The sequence below is a fragment of the Variovorax sp. Root434 genome, assembly GCF_001426595.1.
In the GTDB taxonomy this organism is placed as follows: domain Bacteria; phylum Pseudomonadota; class Gammaproteobacteria; order Burkholderiales; family Burkholderiaceae_C; genus Variovorax.
In genome coordinates, this window is the sequence record NZ_LMEK01000016.1 from 1 (window position 1) to 17,096 (window position 17,096).

The following is a 17,096-nucleotide window of genomic DNA, read 5'->3' on the forward strand; positions in this document are numbered from 1 at the left end:
GCGCATGCCATCTGCTCGGAGGTCCATGCCAGCAACGCGGCATGCGCCGCTTCGATCCGGTCGTCCAGATCGTCGAGCGCGCTCGACAACCGCTGCGCCTCGGCTTCGGCATCGACCTCCTCCTTGGCGTGCGCCGCGTCGGGATCGTCGCCCTGCGCTTCCAGCGTCTCGAGAGCCTCGGCCAGCCGGTCGCGCTCGGCGTCCATGGCCGCCAGTGCTGCCTCCTCCTCCTCCTCGGGCGTCATCGCGCGTTGGCACTGCGATGCCTGCCCATGGCGGCGCAACGCGAGGCCGTCGCATCTCCACCGCATCCGCAAGATGCGCGCTGCCGCCAGGACAAGTTCGCCACCAGGACGGGCTTCGCAGGTTTCTTCGTGCCGGCGGACAAGTAGACGCTCGGCTTCCGGCGGTGAAGGCGCGGCACTGTCGCTTCGTTTGGGCGGCCTGCCGGGGGCAAAAGACGCCTTCGGTGATGCTCAAACGCGCCGGCCTGCACTACAGGCCCGGGAACTCCTCTCCGGTCCGGGCCAGTACACCTTCAAGAAGTTCGTCGGTGTACAGCGGCGCCGGCTCGGCCACCGCGCCGAGCGGTGTCTCCAGCAGCGGATGCTGCAGCACGGGATTGCCCAGGCCGTGCAGCCCGCGCAGCGTCAGCACCAAATGGATCTCGAAAGGGTCGTACCAGAAGCGACGGCTGTCCAGGTCGGGCACTTGCGAGCTGGAGCTCAGCCTGGCGACGTGCGTGTGCCGATCGCACGCGGCGAGCAGCAGCGGCGCAATGCGCGCGGGGTCAGGCTCGCGCCAGGTGGCGAGCAGCGCTTCGTACAAAGGTTCGTCAAAAGCCTGCAGTGGGAACTTGGCGGCGGGCCAGCCTTGCCAGCTTTCGACAAGGCGCAGCACGAAGTACTGCAGGCGGCGCTGGCTGAACGGTCGCTTGCCGGCGTCATAGTCCTCGAATGCACCGGTCTCCAGGCGCTGGCGCGCAGCGCCCGCCAGTTTCAGCGCCCAGTCGGTCCAGCCGAGGGCGATGCAGTTTGCGGTCGCGCAGCAGACGGTGTCAAGCAGCAGCGGAAGGTCCCCATGTTCGGCCATGCGACACGACCAGTACTCGTACGCGACGGACTGCCGCCACGCGCGCTGCCAGTCGCCGGACAGGGAGGCGCGGAACGCGTCGGCGCCCTCGGTAGCGGCGGCTTGCTCAGCGCGCCATTCGTGAAGTTGGGGATCCGCATCGGCGCGGGTCACGGTCTCTAAGACATACGCTTTGCCACCGGAGCTCTTGCGTGCCGCCAAGAAAGGCGCATGCCCCAGCATCGCCGTTCTGATGTCAGGCGCTGCGTACCCTTCCAGAAGCATGTGCCGAACGATCCGGTATTCGGCTTCCGACACCTCGCCGTCGAGCTTGGCCGCATAAGCAGGATCCGTCATGGAGGTCTCAGGATGGTCTTCGAAGCAGGACCGCAGTGCCAGCATCATGTGCTTCTGGCCGTGTACCGGATGACCCTTGTCCACGAGGTATTGGAAGTAGGCTACGGCCGCAGCGGCATCGCGCGGCGGCGTCTTCGCCTTTTTCTTCTTGCCGCCGCTGGTGTCCAGCGCCATCTGGATGGCGTGCCAGCGGATCGACCAAGCGCAGCGATCGAGATCCCGTTGCGCGAAGCGATAGTCGTAACCGTCCTTCGCGCTGGCGTAAGGAAAGCCGGCACCTTCCTGTGCGTAGCGGCGCAGCCTGGCCAGTTCCTCGTCCTGCCAGTTGTCGAAGTTGAGGAAGTAGGCCTTGAGGTAAGACTTGATCGCTGGGAAGCGCGGTGCGAGGCCGAGCGCGGGAAGCGCGGGAACGCCGATTTGCATCGATAGCTCTTGGGGGAGATTCAGGAAATCGAATTAGAACGCACCGGCCCAGCGCCTTGGGCGGCCGCCTGGCAGCTCGCGCCACAGAGGGTCACAGACATGGCGACCGACGGGCAACGTGTTCGGCTTCGGCTTCGGCACAGACCTGAGCTGACCCCCCAGACCTTACCTGCGTACCCGCCTACGCGACTACCGGACCGGCATCGAGCAGTTCGACTGGCGGCACCTTCAGCATCGCCCTCGCCTCCTCGACCGTGCAGGTCAGCCAGCGGTCGAAGTCATTCGCCTCCAGCGGGATCACCGAGCGCTTGTCCTGCTGATCCGGCGGCAGCGTGGGGTCGGGCTTGTGCATGCGCGCCATCAACGGATGTGCGTCGGCGTTCATGGTGAGCATCGCGAAGTTGTCCCACAGCTCGCCGGTATCGAGGTCGGTCCATGTGTTCCAGAGCCCTGCGAGGCCCCACGGCGCCCCATCCGCACGCCGAAAGCGCCACCAGACGTTCTTGCCCGTCTCCCAGTTCGGCTCGTCGAAGCTGGTGGCCGGAATGATGCAGCGCTTGCCACGGGCCCAGGCGTCCTTGAACGTCGGCGATTTCTCCACGCCCTCGGTGCGCGCGTTCACGGTGCTCATGCGCGTGCCCCGAGCGGTTGTCGGGACGTGGGTCTTCGACCATGGCGGGATCATTCCCCACTGCCCCACGACCAACTCGCGTGCGTAGTCCACCTCGTCGGCCCGCCGGATGAACGTGGCGAGCGCCAACGGACACACGGTCAGCAGGTTCTCCCAGTCTTTCCGCTGATTGCTTCTGCGATCAATTCGCCAAAAGGCCTCGATCTCGCGGACTTCCGGGGAGATGTAGCGGGTGCACATGCATTCGTCCTCCAGGCCATGGCCCCATTCTGGCGGCCAACCGCCAAGAGCGCGACAGGCCCAGCACTCCTAGTTGCCCGCCCCGCAAAGAGGTTTCAGCCAGTCCACCGCCGCCTCTTCAGGCGGCATCGCTCGCAGTCGCTCGTCGCGCCACAGATCGCGCGCGACATCCTCCAAGTCGAGGGGGTCGACGGTGTGCCACTGCTGCTGCAACCGGTGCGCGCAGGCGGCAATCCAGAGGTTCGCCGGCATATTGTCCATGCTTGAAGTCTACTCCAAACACTGTACATTTAACCAGTACTTTAGGAGTAGCCATGCCGAAGAGAACTGTGAAGCCCTGCCCCGATTGGGTCATGACTTTCGCCTTTGAATGGGTGAACCTGGCCGATGGCGCCGCCGACCTCGAAAGCCTCGTGACGAAGGGGGACCGTCTGTATCCGCTGTATCGGAAAAAGGACCCGATCAAGATCGCGCTGAAGGATTTCAAGCGGACGCCGAAGCCAGTCCACCGAGTCGTCGAAGTGGACTCCCCTGAGTGGGTGCAGGCCCGTGCGGCCGAACCCGAGGATCTGCCGTTCTGAGGGCGCATGGCAGATCCGGATATTCCGCTCGAGGACGAGTTACTGCTGATGGCCCGCAGGGCAGGCGAACTCGGGCCGGCAGAGCCCATGCGCCCCACCCTGCGCGACTTCGCTGACTATGTAGCCGGCCGCTGCGCGCGCATCGGTGACCTCTACGGCGATTACGACCGCAACGCGGGCGACCACGTCCGCGCAGTGATGCACCAGATGCCCGGACTGATGCCCAAGCCACCGCGCAGGGAAACGGGCAGGCAATGAAAGTAAAGGTCTGGGCCAGGCGCACCAAGGGACGAATCCTGCCTTGGAACCGCCAAGCGACATGCGTCACCGGGAGCCTCACCACTGGGGTGAGAGAGGCGCCGGACGAGCGGAAAGTCATCGTTCTGACTGTTGACGGAGGCGAAACCGGCAGGTTGCAGCTCTTCGAGCCGCGTTTGATGTCAGCGGGTGGCAGCGAGCTGAAGTTCAGCGGCTACGAGTGCGAGGATTACTGCTGGTTCGTCCAGGAATGGGTCTGCGAATTGCAATCGGAGTCGCCCGTCAGCGACGCAGAGATCCGCGAGCGCTACGAGCTATCGACAGTCTCGCCCTCGCGGTGAACTCCCCGACAATCCCGTGATGAGCCAAACCGATTTTTTCCACGATCAGATCACCACCATCCTGCGCATGCCGTCCTGGCTTGGCAAGGACGTGCACGAAGAGTGCGAATTGCCGATGGCACCCGGCGACTACAAGGTCACGCCGGGCGAGCGCTGGACAGTGACCTCGCTGAAGACCAACGAAGTGATTTACGACGGGATCGGCCCCGTCGAGATACGGCGTGGCCAATCGATTCACCAGCATTCGTCGTGAAGCGTGAACTTCGTCCGCGACGAAAGTGCGATGCCATGAGATAAACGCATTGCTGTCGCCCCGCGGCAGCTCCTCCCGGGCAGAGCACCCCAGCTCTGCCCCTTTGACCCGCTTCGGCGGGTTTTCTTTTGTTGACTTGGCACGAGTCTCATTGCGCCGCAGATCATATTTATCAAGGTGGGATTGCCCCCACGTTCGCGATGCAGGTGCCATCGCCGACAGGTGCATTGCCGGGGTTCGATGTTAGTAAAGTGAAGGCGTCAGCCCCTGCACGGTGCGCCATGGCGTCCAGAATGCGGGCTGCCATTTCAGCTATGAGTGGATCGGGGTTCTGCCCGGCCAGCGTCGCCATGCCCAGGAGGTAGTCGATGCGGGGCCGGAACGGGCGGCAGATGACGCCCATGTCCTGGCATAGATGAGCGAACAGGCCGTTCACGATGGAAATGCCCAGCCCCTGAGCAACGAAGCGGCACGCCATCTCGACGGAGTGCACCTCTGCGCGAATCTGCGGCATCATCCGCGCTTTCCGAAAGGCTTGGTCGATCTGCTGGCGCAATGAGCGCTGTCGTCCCAGCAACACCAGGTCGACATCCACCAGATCGGCGCTGGAGACCGTCTCAAGGACTTGCAGGGGATGTCCCGCCGCCATGACGCAGACGGCTTCGGTGGCGAACTCGAGCACCATGGACAGGCCGGAATTGAGCGGCGGTGAACGCACCAGTGCCAGATCGGTCTCGCGGCCCAGGAGAGCCACTTCGCCACTTTCATAGGTTCCGGCCACCACCTCCAGAGCGACGTCAGGGTGGTCATTGAGGAACGCTTGCGCCACTGCGGGCATGACCGCTTGCGCAACCGTGCTGGGCATGTGCACGCGTAGCAGCGCTCGGCGCTTTCCACCCAGCCGCAGTTGGTTCACATGGCGCTGCAGCGACCCTGCGCCCGACACCATGCTCTGCACGTCCGGCAACAGGACCTCCGCTTCGTGAGTGGGATGCAAGCGGCCCTTTCGGCGCAGGAAGAGCGGCACTCCGAGATCGTCCTCGAATTGGCTCAGGAGGCGGCTGACGGCAGGCTGCGACGTCCCCAAGCGCTGCGCAGCCTCGATGGTCGAGCCGGTGTGCATGAAGGCGAGGAACGCTTCGAGTTGCTTGAAATTCATGGAGTCTGGAATGCGCGCCAATAGGGCCCAGGGTTAACACCTGCTTTGTCTCAATTCGCATAGCCGAATACCGGTTCTGCATAGCGTTGCGTGGCCCGCGTTATCACGGGATTATTCGCCCGGTTCGGATTCTGGTCATCCGCGAATCCCCCCTAAGCATGCGAATAGCGCCGGCAACGACCGGCAAGGAGAGCAAGATGTACGCCATTCCCCATCACCATGTCGGCCGCTGCAGCGCGCCATGACCGCTTTCATCATTCGCCGGCTCTGTCAGAGCCTGGTGATCCTGGTACTGACTTCGCTGATCGTGTTTGCAGGGGTGTACGCCATCGGCGATCCGATCGAGATCCTGGTGCCCGCCGACGCATCGCAGGCTGAGATCGCTCAGGCCGTCCAATCGCTAGGCCTGGATCTTCCGCTGCATCTGCAATACCTGAAGTTCGTGGGCAACGCGCTGCAGGGCGACCTGGGCAACTCGTTCGTTTTCAACCAGCCGGCCATCCAACTGATTCTGCAGCGCTTGCCGGCCACGCTGGAACTGGCCTGCGTGGCTCTGCTGCTGGCGCTGCTGATCGGCTTGCCGCTGGGCCTGGTGGCCGGCCTGAGGCCCGACTCCGCCCTCGACCGCGGCATCATGACGGGCTCGATTCTCGGCTTCAGCCTGCCCAACTTCTGGCAGGGCATCATGCTGGTGCTGATCTTTTCGGTCACGCTCGGCTGGCTGCCGTCCACGGGACGCGGTGCCATGGGCGAGATCCTGGGCATACACACCAGCCTCGCGTCGTGGGACGGCATCCGGCATCTCATCCTGCCGGCCCTCAATCTGGCGCTTTTCAAGATCGCGCTGATCGTGCGCCTGACACGCAGCGGCGTGCGCGAGACCATGCCGCTGGACTACGTGAAGTTCGCGCGGGCCAAGGGACTGCGCGAGTCGCGCGTCATCTACGTTCACGTTCTCAAGAACATCCTGATCCCGATCGTGACGGTTGTGGGCATGGAATTCGGCTCGCTGATCGCCTTCGCTACCGTCACCGAGACGATCTTCGCCTGGCCCGGCGTGGGCAAGCTGATCATCGACAGCATCATGAAGCTCGACCGCCCGGTCGTGGTGGCCTACCTGCTGATCGTCGTCGCCATGTTCATCCTGCTCAACCTGCTGGTGGACATCATCTACTCCGTCCTGGATCCCCGTGTCCGCGTGGGAGCCTCCGAATGAACTCACCTGTCCTCAAGAAGCTGCTGCCGAGCCGCAACACCACGTTCGGCCAGGCGGTGCACGGCGTGCTTGACAGCCGTCCTGCCACCATTGCCGCGGTCGTCTTCCTGGTGCTGGTCCTGGCGGCGATCCTCGCGCCCTGGATCGCGCCGCAGAATCCTTATGACCTGGCCGCCATCTCCATCCTGGACGGCCGCATGCCTCCGGGCAGCCATGGCGTCTACGGCGACGTCTACTGGGCCGGCACCGACGCCCAGGGCCGCGACATGCTCTCGGCGATGATGTATGGCCTTCGTACCAGCCTGAGCGTGGGCGTGCTCAGCGGCTTGTTCGCGATGGTCGTTGGCACCGTACTGGGCCTGACCGCGGCCTACTTCGGCGGCCGCGTCGACGCGCTGATCATGCGGCTGGTCGACCTGATGCTGGGCTTTCCCACCATCCTCGTGGCGCTGATGATGCTGGCCATCCTGGGCCAGGGCGTGGACAAGGTGATCCTGGCGTTGGTGGTCGTGCAATGGGCCTACTTCGCCCGCGCAGTGCGCGCCACCGCCGTCGTCGAACGTCGCAAGGAGTACATGGAGGCGGCACTCTGCCTGGGGCTGAGCCACCGTCGCGCCCTCTTTTCACAGCTGCTGCCCAACTGCTTACCGCCGGTCATCGTCATCGCGATGATCCAGACCGCCAATGCCATCGCGGCCGAGGCCACGCTGAGCTTCCTTGGCATCGGCCTGCCCGTCACCGAACCATCGCTGGGTCTGCTGATCGCCAACGGCTACCAGCAGATGCTGGCGGGGCTGTACTGGATCAGCGTGTTTCCCGGCGTGCTGCTGCTGGCCGTGGTCTTCACCATGAACATCGTGGGCGATCGCGTGCGCGAGGCTCTCAATCCACGCCTGCAGAAATAGGAAGCCCCATGTCTTCAACCACTGTCCCCACGCTTTCGGTGCGCAACCTGCGCACCTGGTTCCACACACGCGCAGGCCTCGTGCGCGCCGTGGACGATGTCAGCTTCGACGTGAATCCCGGAGAAATCCTCGGCCTGGTCGGCGAATCGGGTTCGGGCAAATCCATCACCGGCTTCTCTATCCTGGACCTGATCGATCCCCCCGGGCGCATCGACGGCGGCCAGATCCTGTTCAAGGGCACCGACCTGGCGAGCTTGTCCAGGGAAGAACTCAGGCAGCTGCGCGGCAACCGCATCGCCATGGTGTTCCAGGACCCGATGATGACCCTCAATCCGGTGTTTCGCATCGAGACCCAGATGGTCGAGACCGTGCTCAGCCACGAACGCTGCAGCCGCAAGGCGGCGTGGGACCGGGCGCGTGACACGCTGGCGGCCGTGGGGATCCCTTCGCCAGCAGAACGCATGAAGGCCTATCCACACCAGCTGTCCGGGGGCATGCGCCAGCGGGTGGCCATCGCTATCGCCATGCTGCACAAGCCCGACCTGATCATCGCCGACGAGCCCACGACCGCACTGGATGTGACGATCCAGGCCCAAATCCTGGCCGAGATGCAGAAGCTGTGCGCCCAGACCGGGACCGCGATGGTATGGATCAGCCACGACCTGGCCGTGGTCGCAGGCCTGGCAGATCGCGTCTGCGTGATGTACGCCGGACGTGTCGTCGAATCCGGAGACACCGACGACATCCTGGATCACCCGCGCCACCCCTACACCATCGGCCTCATCGGTTCAGTGCCCAGCAATGATCGTGCAGGCGACCGGCTCTACCAGATTTCTGGCATGGCGCCCTCGCCGCTCGCGCTGCCGCCGGGCTGCGCCTTCAACCCGCGCTGCGGACATGCCTCGCAGCGGTGCCGCACGGAGCAGCCTCCCCTCGACTCAGGCGGCGGCCGCAGCCACCGCTGCTTCCACCCCCAGACAGGAGCACTGCTGTGAACACACCGATCCTGATGCAGGCCAGCCAGGTGTCGCGCCTGTTCGTCAAGCGCCCCGACTACGCCGAACGCCTCGCCGGCCTGCTGGGCGCCAAGGTCGCCTCGCACACCGTGCATGCCGTGGACCGCATCGACCTGACCATTCACCAAGGCGAAGTTGTCGGCCTGGTGGGCGAGTCCGGATGCGGCAAATCCACGCTGGGCCGTGTGCTGGCCGGGCTCCTGCCTGCCTCCTCGGGCACGATCCAGACGCCGGCCGGCGATCTCGCCGGCCTCGCCGGGCGCGCGGCGCACGCCCAGCGCATGGACACGCAGATGATCTTCCAGGACCCGATGTCCTCGCTCAATCCGCGCAAACGGGTGCGCGACATCATCGGGGAGGCGCCGCGGGCGCACGGCATCGTCGCCCGGCGCGACTGCGATGACTACGTGGTCGAAGTGATGCAGCGCGTGGGACTCGATCCGGACTTCCGCAACCGCTTCCCGCACCAGTTCTCGGGCGGTCAACGCCAGCGCATCGGCATCGGCCGTGCGCTGGCCGTCAAGCCGAAATTCCTGATCTGCGACGAGTCGATCGCGGCGCTGGATGTCTCCATCCAGGCCCAGATCCTGAACCTCTTCATGGATCTGCGCCGCGACCTGGGACTGACTTACCTGTTCATCAGCCACGATCTGGGCGTGGTGCAGCGCATCAGCGATCGCACGGTGATCATGTACCTGGGCCGCATCGTCGAGTCGGGCCCCACCGCTGAGGTCTTCAAGGCGCCCCGCCATCCCTATACGCAGGCGCTGCTGGACGAAGTGCCGCGCCTGTCGAACCGGAAACGACGCTTTCATGCGATCAAGGGCGAAATCCCGTCGCCGCTGAATCCGCCAGCAGGCTGCCATTTCCATCCGCGCTGTCCCCACGCCACGGAGCGGTGCAAGACCGAGCAGCCGCTGCTGCGCGAGCTTGGCGCAGGTCAGCAGGCCGCGTGCCACCTCCTCGACAACGCGCCATGAGCCACTCCATCATGAAACCCACATTCACCCTGGTCCGCAGCGCGCTGTACGCTGCCCTGACTCTGGCGCTGCTGGCCTCGACGGTCTCCTCCGCGCGGCCGCTGCTGACCATCGGCCATTCGAGCGAACCGTCGTCGATGGATCCATTGTTCTCGCGCACAGGCAACAACCAGGCCGCCGCCGAGAACATTTTCGAGCGATTGGTCTCGAGCGACGAGAACATGCAATTGCGTCCCGGCCTGGCATTCTCCTGGCGCGTGCTGGAGCCCACGCTCTGGGAAATCAGGCTGCGGCCGGGTGTGCAGTTCCACGACGGTTCACCCTTCACCGCCGACGACGTGGTGTTTTCTTTGGACCGCGCCTCCAAGGTGCCCAACAGCCCGGCGCCTTTCACCGGGGCCGTGCGCACCATCGCCCACATCCAGGTCGTGGACCCGTTGACCTTGCGCATTCGCACCAAGGAGCCCACGCCGGACTTGATGGAGCAGATCGGCCTTGTCTACATCGTGTCGCGCCATGCGGCGCAGGGAAAGCGCTCCGAAGACTTCAACTCGGGCGCGGCGACCGTCGGCACCGGCCCCTACAGATTCAAGCGCTGGCAGCCCGGCGACAGCCTCGAGTTGGAACGCAACGAGCGCTACTGGGGAGCCCGGCCCGACTTCGAGCGCGTGGTGATCCGCTACATCTCGAACGACGCTGCGCGCATCTCAGCGCTGCTGTCCGGCTCCGTGGACCTGATCGACAGCGTGCCGCCCACCGATACAAAGAACCTGAAAAACAAACGGGGCTTCACGCTTTTCAGTTCGCCGTCGGCGCGCCTGATCTACCTGGCGCTGGATTCGGCGCGCGACGTGACCCCTTTCGTCACCGACACCGAGGGCAAACCCATGCAGGTCAATCCGCTCAAGGACGTGCGCGTGCGCCAGGCCATCTCGAAAATGTTCATGCGCGAGCCAATCACCACGCGCCTGCTCAGCGGTGCGGGCGTACCCGCCGGACAGATGGTCCCCGAGGGGTTGGGCGGCTACACGCCGACGCTGCCGGCGCCGGCCTACGACCCCGCCGGCGCGCGCGCGCTGCTGGCCGAGGCGGGCTACCCCCGTGGCTTCGGGCTGACCATCCACTCGTCCAACGACCGGTTTGCCAGCGACAGCGACCTGGCCCAAGCCCTCGCACAGATGATGGCGCGAGCCGGGCTGCGCATCAACGGCGTGGTGACCCAGCCCTACAACGTCTATGCGGGCGCCAGCGGCAAGCAGCAATACAGCGCCTTCATCTTTTCCTACGGCAACACCACAGGCGACTCCACCAACGGGCTGACCAACGTGCTGGCCACCTACGACAAGGCCGCAGGGACCGGCGCGTTCAACCGCGCGCGCTACTCCAACCCGGAACTCGACCGCCTGTTGGCGCACGCCGCTGTGGAGTTCGACCCCGAACTCCGGAACGCGCTCCTGCGCCAGGCCGCCGAGGCCGGGTTCAACGACGCCGGCATCGTGCCGCTGTATTTCCCGGTGGTCTTTTGGGCTGCGCGCGACGGCACGACCATTCGCGCCAACAAGCTCGAACGCACCTCCATGCTGTACATCCAGGAAGCGAAATGACCCAGTCTGACGCCACGATTTCCCTTGCGCGCGCCGTCGACGTGCTGCAAGACCAGATGGTGAGGATGCGCGACGGCGTGCGCCTGGCCACCGATGTGCACCTGCCGGCCGGCTACCGACCGGGCCTGGATGCGCCTCTGCCGGTCATTCTGGAACGCACGCCCTACGACAAGTCCGGCATCTCGCGGGCCGAACAGATCGGCGATCGGCTCGGCGTGCCCCGTCCGGAAGTGGCCCGCTACTTCGTCGAACACGGATTCGCCGTGGTGTACCAGGATTGCCGCGGACGCTACGGCTCCGAGGGCCACTTCACCAAGTACCTGGCAGAAGGGCCGGACGGCTTCGACACGCTCGGCTGGATCTTGGCGCAGCCCTGGTGCAATGGAAAGGTAGGCACCATGGGGCTGTCCTATGCCGCACACACGCAGTTGGCCCTGGCTTGCCTGAACCCGCCGGGACTGGCCTGCATGGTGCTGGACTCGGGCGGCTTTTCCAACGGCTACCAGTGCGGCATCCGGCAGTCCGGCGCTTTCGAACTCAAGCAAGCCACATGGGCGTTCAAGCAAGCCAAGCTCAGCCCGGCCGCGCAACAGGATCCGGTCACGCTGGCAGCGCTCGAGGCACAGGACATCCGCCAATGGTTCTCGCGCATGCCGTGGCGGCCCGGCCATTCGCCGCTGTCCGCGGTGCCGGAATACGAGGACTACCTGTTCGAACAATGGCGCGCGGACACCTTCGACGCTTCCTGGCGCCAGCTTGGCATCTACGCCGAGGGCTACTACGACGCCATTCCCGATATTCCAGTGGTGCTCATGTCGAGCTGGTACGACGCCTATGTGAGAACGACACTGGAGAACCATGCGGGCCTGACCGCCGGCAGGCAGTCACCGGTTCGCCTGATCCTGGGGCCCTGGCTGCACGGCGACCGCAACACCACCCACAGTGGCGATGCGGAGTTCGGCCCCTGCGCCAAGTTCGACGGCAACGTCGCGCCCCATTGGCTGAGCTTTCGTCTGGCGTGGTTCCGGCGCTGGCTGCAGGGACATGCCCAGGACACCGTGGTCGAACCGGCTGTGCGGCTGTTCCTCATGGGCGGTGGCAGTGGCCGGCGCAATCCCGAAGGCCGGTTCGACCACGGAGGTGCCTGGGTACAGGCCGACGCCTGGCCTGTGCCGCAGGCACTGCCCACGGTCTACTACCTGCACGCCGATGGCAGCCTGAACGACACCTTGCCGACCACCGAAGGCGCGCAGATCCGATATCAGTCCGACCCGCGCCGTCCCGTTCCCACCATCGGAGGATCGCTGACGTCAGGCCAGCCCGTGTTCGCGGGCGGCGGCTTCGACCAGCGCGAAGACGAGCGATTTTTCGGCGTACAGCAGCCCGGCCTGCCGCTGGCCTCGCGCGATGACGTCGTGGTGTTCCAGACCGCACCGCTCGAGCAGGACCTCGCCGTAGCGGGCCCGGTCACCGTCAGGCTGTTCATCTCCTCAGACTGCCCAGACACTGACTTCACCGCGAAGCTGGTCGACGTCTACCCTCCGAGCTCCGACTATCCCGAGGGTTACGCCCTGAACCTGACGGACGGGATCTTCCGCTGCCGTTTCCACGCATCCTGGGAAAAGGCCAGCCTGCTCGAACCGCACAAGGTCTACGCGATCACCATCGAACCGTTTGCCACCTGCAATCTGTTCAAGCGCGGTCACCGCATCCGGCTCGATATCGCGAGCAGCAATTTTCCGAAGTATGACGTCAACCCCAACAGCGGCGAATCCGCCGCCGATGCGCGCGAGAAGCGCGTGGCGCTGAACACTTTGCATTTGTCGCCGAGCTACCCCTCCGAAGTCACGCTGTGCGTAGCTGAACCGCAGGCCCTGCTGCCGCTGCCTGCTGCCATGACCAGCAGCTAACCCTCCACCTCTTCACCTCCGAACCGCTCACCGCCTGCGCGCGATCCGCAGGCGGCAGGGACTCCTTTTGTCCATCGCTTTGCCATTCCTGCGGGAACACCTTGTGAAAACACCCTTGAGAAGCCGCAGTCACAAATCCTCGAACGTCGGGGCCGCAATTCCAACTTGAGCCATTCCAGCGGCAACCAGTCTGGCTCGCGCTGGTAGCCGCGCTGCGGGGGAAACCGTGCAGCGGCTGTGTCAGCGATGCCGATTCAATATCTTTGTGGAGTGAGGAACTATGAAACGGTATTCGGCGTGTGTGGTCACCATTGCCGCCTGTGCAGCGGTGCCCATGACGGTTGCGGCTCAATCGTCGGTGACGATCTACGGGCGGATCGACACCAGCATTGACTTTGTCAAGGCGGGCCCGACTTCTTCGAAGCAGATGACCAGCAATGCCTCGCGTCTTGGATTCCGGGGCGTGGAGGACCTCGGCGATGGATTGAAAGCCCAGTTCGGCCTTGAGATGGGCGTTTCATCGGACACGGGCGACCTCTCCACACCCGCGTTCCGGAACTCCTACGTAGGGCTGGCTGGTGGCTTCGGCGCCGTCGCTGTCGGCCGCCTCGACTCAGCCACGCCCACCAGGACACCGCTGTATGCACTCGTCACGCGCCATACGGAGTTCGTCATCCACGACGCCGGTGCAACTGCCGTGGGCACCTCGATCCTGAACGCACGAACGCGTGAATCGAACGCGATCGGCTACGCGAGTCCCATTGTCAACAACTTCGTCTTCCGCGCGGGCTACTACCTCAACGGCGACGGAATCCCGGAGGCCGCCAACAAGCCCGTGCGTTTCGAAAGCGACTACAAGCAAGCCGACGTATCGCTCAGCTATGGCGAAGGCGGGGGCCCGCTGGGCCTCGGCATAGGCTACGGGCAGAACAAGAAGCGCGGAGGCGCACTGGTCAACGACGTCAAGGACAAGTGGATGGCTGTCGCCTCCTACGACTTCGGTTCTGTCCGTGCATGGGTGCTCTTCAACCGGGACAACACGCAGGGCGGTCCGACCTCGCGAAGCAAGACGGATGTCCATTACATCGGCGCATCCTGGGATCTAGGGAATGGGAAGCTCGTGGGCAACTACATGACCAAGGACGTCCAGACAAATCGTGATGCCAAGCTCAAGCGATTCCAGGTGGGTTACCTCTACAACTTGAGCAAGCGCACCAACCTGTACGCCTTCCTTGATCGAAGCGACCCGAACAATCGCGTTGCCAATGACGTGGTACGCGCAGCGGGCATCGGCATTCAGCACAACTTCTGAAGGTGACAGCACGCCCGATCGATAAGCCCGCCGTGCAGCGGAAGAGTCGATCAGGACTTGGCGCCGGGTCGCCCCAGGCCCAGCTTCTCCATTGCTTCGTGCGCCTCGATGATCATGGCCGAAACCTCCGCGACCGTCACCCTCAACGTGGTGGCCCGAGTGCGCATGTGTTCGTAGGCCTGCGTTTCGGAAAGCTGCTGGCTCTCCGACAGCACGCGGATCGCCTTTTCGATCTGCCGGCGCGACTTGATCGTGTCCTCGAGCTTGCGAACCTTGCCTTGCAGCCGTGCCTGGAATCCCTGCGCCGATCGCGCGAGCACCAGCGTACTCAGGATGCCCGAGGATCGAAACGGTCGCGTGATGACGCCATGCGCGCTGGTATCGAGCAACAGTTTCAATGTCGTCGGGCTTTCGTAGTCCGAAAGCGCGATCAGGGTCGCATCGACCGAGCTGGCGCACCAGGTCGAACTGCCCTGCAGCTCTTGAGAAACCTGGAAGAAGATGACATCGGCGCCGGGGGGCGGCTCGGGGGGGAATGGCCACACGATTCTGAGGCGGCAGCCGATCCGCTTGAGCTGATCGATCAGCACCTCCCGCTCTTCACCGGGCGGGTAGACGACAGCGACGCTGATGCTTCGCAGGTCTTCGTAGAGGCGGCGAATGCTGCTCACGGCTTCAACTCAGCCAGAACTCGGAAAAACCGAACGTCGAGAGGTACGGATCCGGCTTGATCGGCCCCTTGCCTTCCCATACGACCTCGAACTGCCCGTCGCTTCGGCATACGCCGATTCGCGGCGTCAGCGAGCAGTGGTTGTTTTCTGCGTCGATCGAAAGAGGGCCTTCGGGCGAATCGAAGGTCACGGCGTGCGCTGTTTGCACGAGCCTGCCCGTATCGAGACTCCCGGCGCGTTCCAGCGCACGCGCAAAAAGGTGGACCTGACTGTATGCCATCTCCGACCATGTGCTGGTCGGTCGGTCGCCGAAGCGCTCACGCCACAAGGCAAGGAACCGCTTGTTGCTCTCGTTGTCGAGCGAGTTGAAGTACGTCGCGGACGTGATGTGGCCTTCACACAGCTCAGCGCCGATCAGCCGGACCTCTTCTTCGGCCATCGAGAGGCTTGCGATCGGCATCCGCGCGGGATCGAGGCCGTGCCTCCGATAGAGCCGGTAGAACAGCCTGGCCGCCTCACCCACCACGGTCGAGAACACCACGTCCGGCTGAAGGTCGACGATGTCGCGAACGATCTCTTCAAGTTGCGCCTCGGTGGCTTCGATCGGCAGGTAGACCTCGTCGAGGATCTCGCCGCCATGCTGCTCGACCATGTCCCGCATGATCCGGTTCGACTCGCGCGGATAGATATAGTCGGCGCCGACCAGAAAGAACCTGGAGCCCTTGTTGCGCAGGAGATAGGCCGCGAGCTGCATGCTGTTCTGGTTGGGAACGGCCCCCGTATAGATCACGTTGGGCGAATACTCGAAGCCTTCATAGAACGAGCAGTACCAGAGCAGTCCGTTATTGCGTTCGATCACCGGCAATACCGCCTTGCGGCTCGAGGATCGGGAACATCCGAAGATGACGTTGACCTCGTCATCGATCAGCAGGCGAGTGGCCAGACGGCGGTATTCCGCCGAGTCACCCCTGGGGTCGTATGCAATGGGGGCCAGTTTTCGGTCCAGCACGCCTCCCTGGGCGTTGATCTCCTCGATCGCGAGCGCCGTGCCAAAGAAATGCTCGGATTCCGTGACGCCGGTTGCTCCCGAGCGGGAGAACAGAACGCCAATGCGCCAGTCTGCGGACGAAGACTCATCAATTGCCATCGCGGTTCATCCAATGTTGCGTCTAACGGTCGAACAAGGCTTGGAGCGCCGCACCGGAGGTGGGGCCCTGCAGAGCGAGCATCAGCAGAATCCTCGCCTTCTGCGGGCTCAGGTCGTCCGCGAAGATCGCCCCGATCTCCTTGAGCGTCTTGCCCCCGCCTGCAAAGCCGTAGACCGGTCTCACCCGGCCATTTTGTACTCGCGTCGAGATCACCACGCAAACACCGGCGCGGATCACCTCGTCGATGGCCTCGTACATCGCGTGGCTTACGTTCCCCCAACCCAGGGCCTGCACGACAACTCCTCTGGCTCCGGCCTTGGCCGCTAGACGAATGAGCGAACCGTCCGCGCCACCGTACATCGAGACAATCGCCACCTCGGGAAGTTCACCGACCAGGGCCACGTGCTGCCGACGAAGGGGCGCGCGGGAAAAAACAACCCTGTCGTCGTCGACGGTGCCGAGGAAGCCGAAGTCGCCCGACTTGAACGCCTCGACGTCCGACGTGTGCGATTTGGTGACGTCGCGGGCTGCGTTGATCTGGTTGTTGAGGACGACCATCGCTCCCTTGCCGATTGCCTCGGGGTCGACGCAGACACGCGCAGCGTTGAGCAGGTTGCGTGGACCGTCGAAATCGGGTGTCGACGCGTTGCGTTGCGCGCCGGTCAACACCACGGGTTTGCGGCTCGATATGGTCAGATCGAGGAACCAGGCCGTCTCTTCCAGGGTATCCGTCCCATGGGAGATGATCACACCCGCGACATCGTCCAGTGCCAGCGATTCCGCGACGACGCGATGGAGCGCCGTCCACTGCTCGGGGCCCATGTAGTCCGAGGGCAGGTTGAACAGGTTGTTCACGCGCAATGTCGCGATGGCCGTGAGACCGGGAACCGTGGCCAGCAGGTCGTCTCCGGACAGTGCAGGAACCGGTGCTTTCCTGGCCGGGTCGATCTTCATGGCTATCGTTCCGCCCGTCGAGATGAACTGGCAGAGTGGTGGCGGTGCTTGCGTGGCGGCTGTCAT

General features: G+C 64.3%; 19 protein-coding genes. 11 read left to right on the forward strand and 8 right to left on the reverse strand.

The annotated features are described in order from the left end of the window. From ASD05_RS16935 to ASD05_RS16950, 4 genes are all read right to left on the reverse strand, one after another. A partial coding sequence (locus ASD05_RS16935) for a hypothetical protein (RefSeq protein ID WP_157610141.1) occupies positions 1–245 on the reverse strand: 245 nt, incomplete at its 3' end. Positions 246–495: 250 nt separating this feature from the next. Next, positions 496–1,851: a hypothetical protein gene (locus ASD05_RS16940; RefSeq protein ID WP_056594857.1), complete on the reverse strand. Its 1,356-nt coding sequence runs from the start codon at positions 1,849–1,851 to the stop codon at positions 496–498. Between the two features lie 181 nt (positions 1,852–2,032). Then, the gene (locus tag ASD05_RS16945; RefSeq protein WP_056594858.1) at positions 2,033–2,722 is read right to left on the reverse strand and encodes an SOS response-associated peptidase; all 690 of its coding nucleotides are present in this window, start codon (positions 2,720–2,722) and stop codon (positions 2,033–2,035) included. 69 nt (positions 2,723–2,791) lie between these two features. After that, the gene (locus ASD05_RS16950) at positions 2,792–2,983 is read right to left on the reverse strand and encodes a hypothetical protein (RefSeq protein ID WP_056594860.1); all 192 of its coding nucleotides are present in this window, start codon (positions 2,981–2,983) and stop codon (positions 2,792–2,794) included. 92 nt (positions 2,984–3,075) lie between these two features. Here ASD05_RS16950 and ASD05_RS16955 point away from each other — a divergent pair, with 92 nt between their 5' ends. Genes ASD05_RS16955 through ASD05_RS16970 form a run of 4 tightly spaced genes read left to right on the forward strand, consistent with a single transcriptional unit; the run spans position 3,076 to position 4,155 of the window. Continuing rightward, positions 3,076–3,303, forward strand: coding sequence for a hypothetical protein (locus ASD05_RS16955; RefSeq protein WP_235508002.1), 228 nt, complete (start codon positions 3,076–3,078; stop codon positions 3,301–3,303). 6 nt (positions 3,304–3,309) lie between these two features. Next, positions 3,310–3,561, forward strand: coding sequence for a hypothetical protein (locus tag ASD05_RS16960; protein ID WP_056594864.1), 252 nt, complete (start codon positions 3,310–3,312; stop codon positions 3,559–3,561). Further along, positions 3,558–3,902 (forward strand): hypothetical protein, encoded by a 345-nt coding sequence (locus ASD05_RS16965; RefSeq protein WP_056594866.1) that lies wholly within the window; start codon positions 3,558–3,560, stop codon positions 3,900–3,902. Before ASD05_RS16960 ends, ASD05_RS16965 begins: the two co-directional genes overlap by 4 nt. A gap of 19 nt (positions 3,903–3,921) precedes the next feature. Further along, the gene (locus ASD05_RS16970) at positions 3,922–4,155 is read left to right on the forward strand and encodes a hypothetical protein (RefSeq protein WP_056594868.1); all 234 of its coding nucleotides are present in this window, start codon (positions 3,922–3,924) and stop codon (positions 4,153–4,155) included. 172 nt (positions 4,156–4,327) lie between these two features. Here the strand turns inward: ASD05_RS16970 and ASD05_RS16975 are convergent, their stop codons facing one another. Continuing rightward, positions 4,328–5,314 (reverse strand): LysR family transcriptional regulator, encoded by a 987-nt coding sequence (locus ASD05_RS16975; RefSeq protein ID WP_082572106.1) that lies wholly within the window; start codon positions 5,312–5,314, stop codon positions 4,328–4,330. A 241-nt stretch (positions 5,315–5,555) separates the two neighbouring features. Between ASD05_RS16975 and ASD05_RS16980 the strand changes: the two genes are divergently transcribed. From ASD05_RS16980 to ASD05_RS17010, 7 genes are all read left to right on the forward strand, one after another. Beyond that, complete coding sequence (locus ASD05_RS16980; RefSeq protein WP_056594870.1) at positions 5,556–6,530, forward strand: ABC transporter permease; 975 nt, start codon at positions 5,556–5,558, stop codon at positions 6,528–6,530. Then, positions 6,527–7,435 (forward strand): ABC transporter permease, encoded by a 909-nt coding sequence (locus tag ASD05_RS16985; RefSeq protein ID WP_056594872.1) that lies wholly within the window; start codon positions 6,527–6,529, stop codon positions 7,433–7,435. The genes ASD05_RS16980 and ASD05_RS16985 overlap by 4 nt, the downstream gene beginning before the upstream one ends. 8 nt (positions 7,436–7,443) lie before the next feature. Then, the gene (locus ASD05_RS16990; RefSeq protein ID WP_056594874.1) at positions 7,444–8,430 is read left to right on the forward strand and encodes an ABC transporter ATP-binding protein; all 987 of its coding nucleotides are present in this window, start codon (positions 7,444–7,446) and stop codon (positions 8,428–8,430) included. Between the two features lie 14 nt (positions 8,431–8,444). Further along, positions 8,445–9,431 carry an ABC transporter ATP-binding protein gene (locus ASD05_RS16995; protein ID WP_056594956.1) on the forward strand — a complete coding sequence of 329 codons (987 nt, stop codon included), beginning with the start codon at positions 8,445–8,447 and terminating at the stop codon, positions 9,429–9,431. A gap of 11 nt (positions 9,432–9,442) precedes the next feature. Further along, positions 9,443–11,035 carry an ABC transporter substrate-binding protein gene (locus ASD05_RS17000; RefSeq protein WP_056594876.1) on the forward strand — a complete coding sequence of 531 codons (1,593 nt, stop codon included), beginning with the start codon at positions 9,443–9,445 and terminating at the stop codon, positions 11,033–11,035. Further along, entirely contained in the window at positions 11,032–12,945 is a 1,914-nt protein-coding gene (locus ASD05_RS17005) for a CocE/NonD family hydrolase (protein ID WP_056594878.1), read from the forward strand. The genes ASD05_RS17000 and ASD05_RS17005 overlap by 4 nt, the downstream gene beginning before the upstream one ends. Before the next feature lie 280 nt (positions 12,946–13,225). Next, positions 13,226–14,257 carry a porin gene (locus ASD05_RS17010; RefSeq protein WP_056594880.1) on the forward strand — a complete coding sequence of 344 codons (1,032 nt, stop codon included), beginning with the start codon at positions 13,226–13,228 and terminating at the stop codon, positions 14,255–14,257. Positions 14,258–14,307: 50 nt separating this feature from the next. Here ASD05_RS17010 and ASD05_RS17015 read toward each other — a convergent pair whose 3' ends face one another. The 3 genes from ASD05_RS17015 to ASD05_RS17025 are packed head-to-tail and all read right to left on the reverse strand — an operon-like array spanning position 14,308 to position 17,096. After that, complete coding sequence (locus ASD05_RS17015; RefSeq protein ID WP_056594881.1) at positions 14,308–14,928, reverse strand: ANTAR domain-containing response regulator; 621 nt, start codon at positions 14,926–14,928, stop codon at positions 14,308–14,310. A gap of 4 nt (positions 14,929–14,932) precedes the next feature. After that, positions 14,933–16,075: a transporter substrate-binding domain-containing protein gene (locus ASD05_RS17020; RefSeq protein WP_056594883.1), complete on the reverse strand. Its 1,143-nt coding sequence runs from the start codon at positions 16,073–16,075 to the stop codon at positions 14,933–14,935. 22 nt (positions 16,076–16,097) lie between these two features. After that, positions 16,098–17,096: an asparaginase gene (locus tag ASD05_RS17025; RefSeq protein ID WP_056594885.1), complete on the reverse strand. Its 999-nt coding sequence runs from the start codon at positions 17,094–17,096 to the stop codon at positions 16,098–16,100.

Excerpts from the sequence above, each read along its gene's own strand:
- ASD05_RS16940 (WP_056594857.1), bottom strand. The coding sequence starts at position 1,851 with ATGCAAATCGGCGTTCCCGCGCTTCCCGCGCTCGGCCTCGCACCGCGC.
- ASD05_RS16945 (WP_056594858.1), bottom strand. The coding sequence starts at position 2,722 with ATGTGCACCCGCTACATCTCCCCGGAAGTCCGCGAGATCGAGGCCTTT.
- ASD05_RS16950 (WP_056594860.1), bottom strand. The coding sequence starts at position 2,983 with ATGGACAATATGCCGGCGAACCTCTGGATTGCCGCCTGCGCGCACCGG.
- ASD05_RS16955 (WP_235508002.1), top strand. The coding sequence starts at position 3,076 with ATGACTTTCGCCTTTGAATGGGTGAACCTGGCCGATGGCGCCGCCGAC.
- ASD05_RS16960 (WP_056594864.1), top strand. The coding sequence starts at position 3,310 with ATGGCAGATCCGGATATTCCGCTCGAGGACGAGTTACTGCTGATGGCC.
- ASD05_RS16965 (WP_056594866.1), top strand. The coding sequence starts at position 3,558 with ATGAAAGTAAAGGTCTGGGCCAGGCGCACCAAGGGACGAATCCTGCCT.
- ASD05_RS16970 (WP_056594868.1), top strand. The coding sequence starts at position 3,922 with ATGAGCCAAACCGATTTTTTCCACGATCAGATCACCACCATCCTGCGC.
- ASD05_RS16975 (WP_082572106.1), bottom strand. The coding sequence starts at position 5,314 with ATGAATTTCAAGCAACTCGAAGCGTTCCTCGCCTTCATGCACACCGGC.
- ASD05_RS16980 (WP_056594870.1), top strand. The coding sequence starts at position 5,556 with ATGACCGCTTTCATCATTCGCCGGCTCTGTCAGAGCCTGGTGATCCTG.
- ASD05_RS16985 (WP_056594872.1), top strand. The coding sequence starts at position 6,527 with ATGAACTCACCTGTCCTCAAGAAGCTGCTGCCGAGCCGCAACACCACG.
- ASD05_RS16990 (WP_056594874.1), top strand. The coding sequence starts at position 7,444 with ATGTCTTCAACCACTGTCCCCACGCTTTCGGTGCGCAACCTGCGCACC.
- ASD05_RS16995 (WP_056594956.1), top strand. The coding sequence starts at position 8,445 with ATGCAGGCCAGCCAGGTGTCGCGCCTGTTCGTCAAGCGCCCCGACTAC.
- ASD05_RS17000 (WP_056594876.1), top strand. The coding sequence starts at position 9,443 with ATGAAACCCACATTCACCCTGGTCCGCAGCGCGCTGTACGCTGCCCTG.
- ASD05_RS17005 (WP_056594878.1), top strand. The coding sequence starts at position 11,032 with ATGACCCAGTCTGACGCCACGATTTCCCTTGCGCGCGCCGTCGACGTG.
- ASD05_RS17010 (WP_056594880.1), top strand. The coding sequence starts at position 13,226 with ATGAAACGGTATTCGGCGTGTGTGGTCACCATTGCCGCCTGTGCAGCG.
- ASD05_RS17020 (WP_056594883.1), bottom strand. The coding sequence starts at position 16,075 with ATGGCAATTGATGAGTCTTCGTCCGCAGACTGGCGCATTGGCGTTCTG.
- ASD05_RS17025 (WP_056594885.1), bottom strand. The coding sequence starts at position 17,096 with ATGACAGCCGCCACGCAAGCACCGCCACCACTCTGCCAGTTCATCTCG.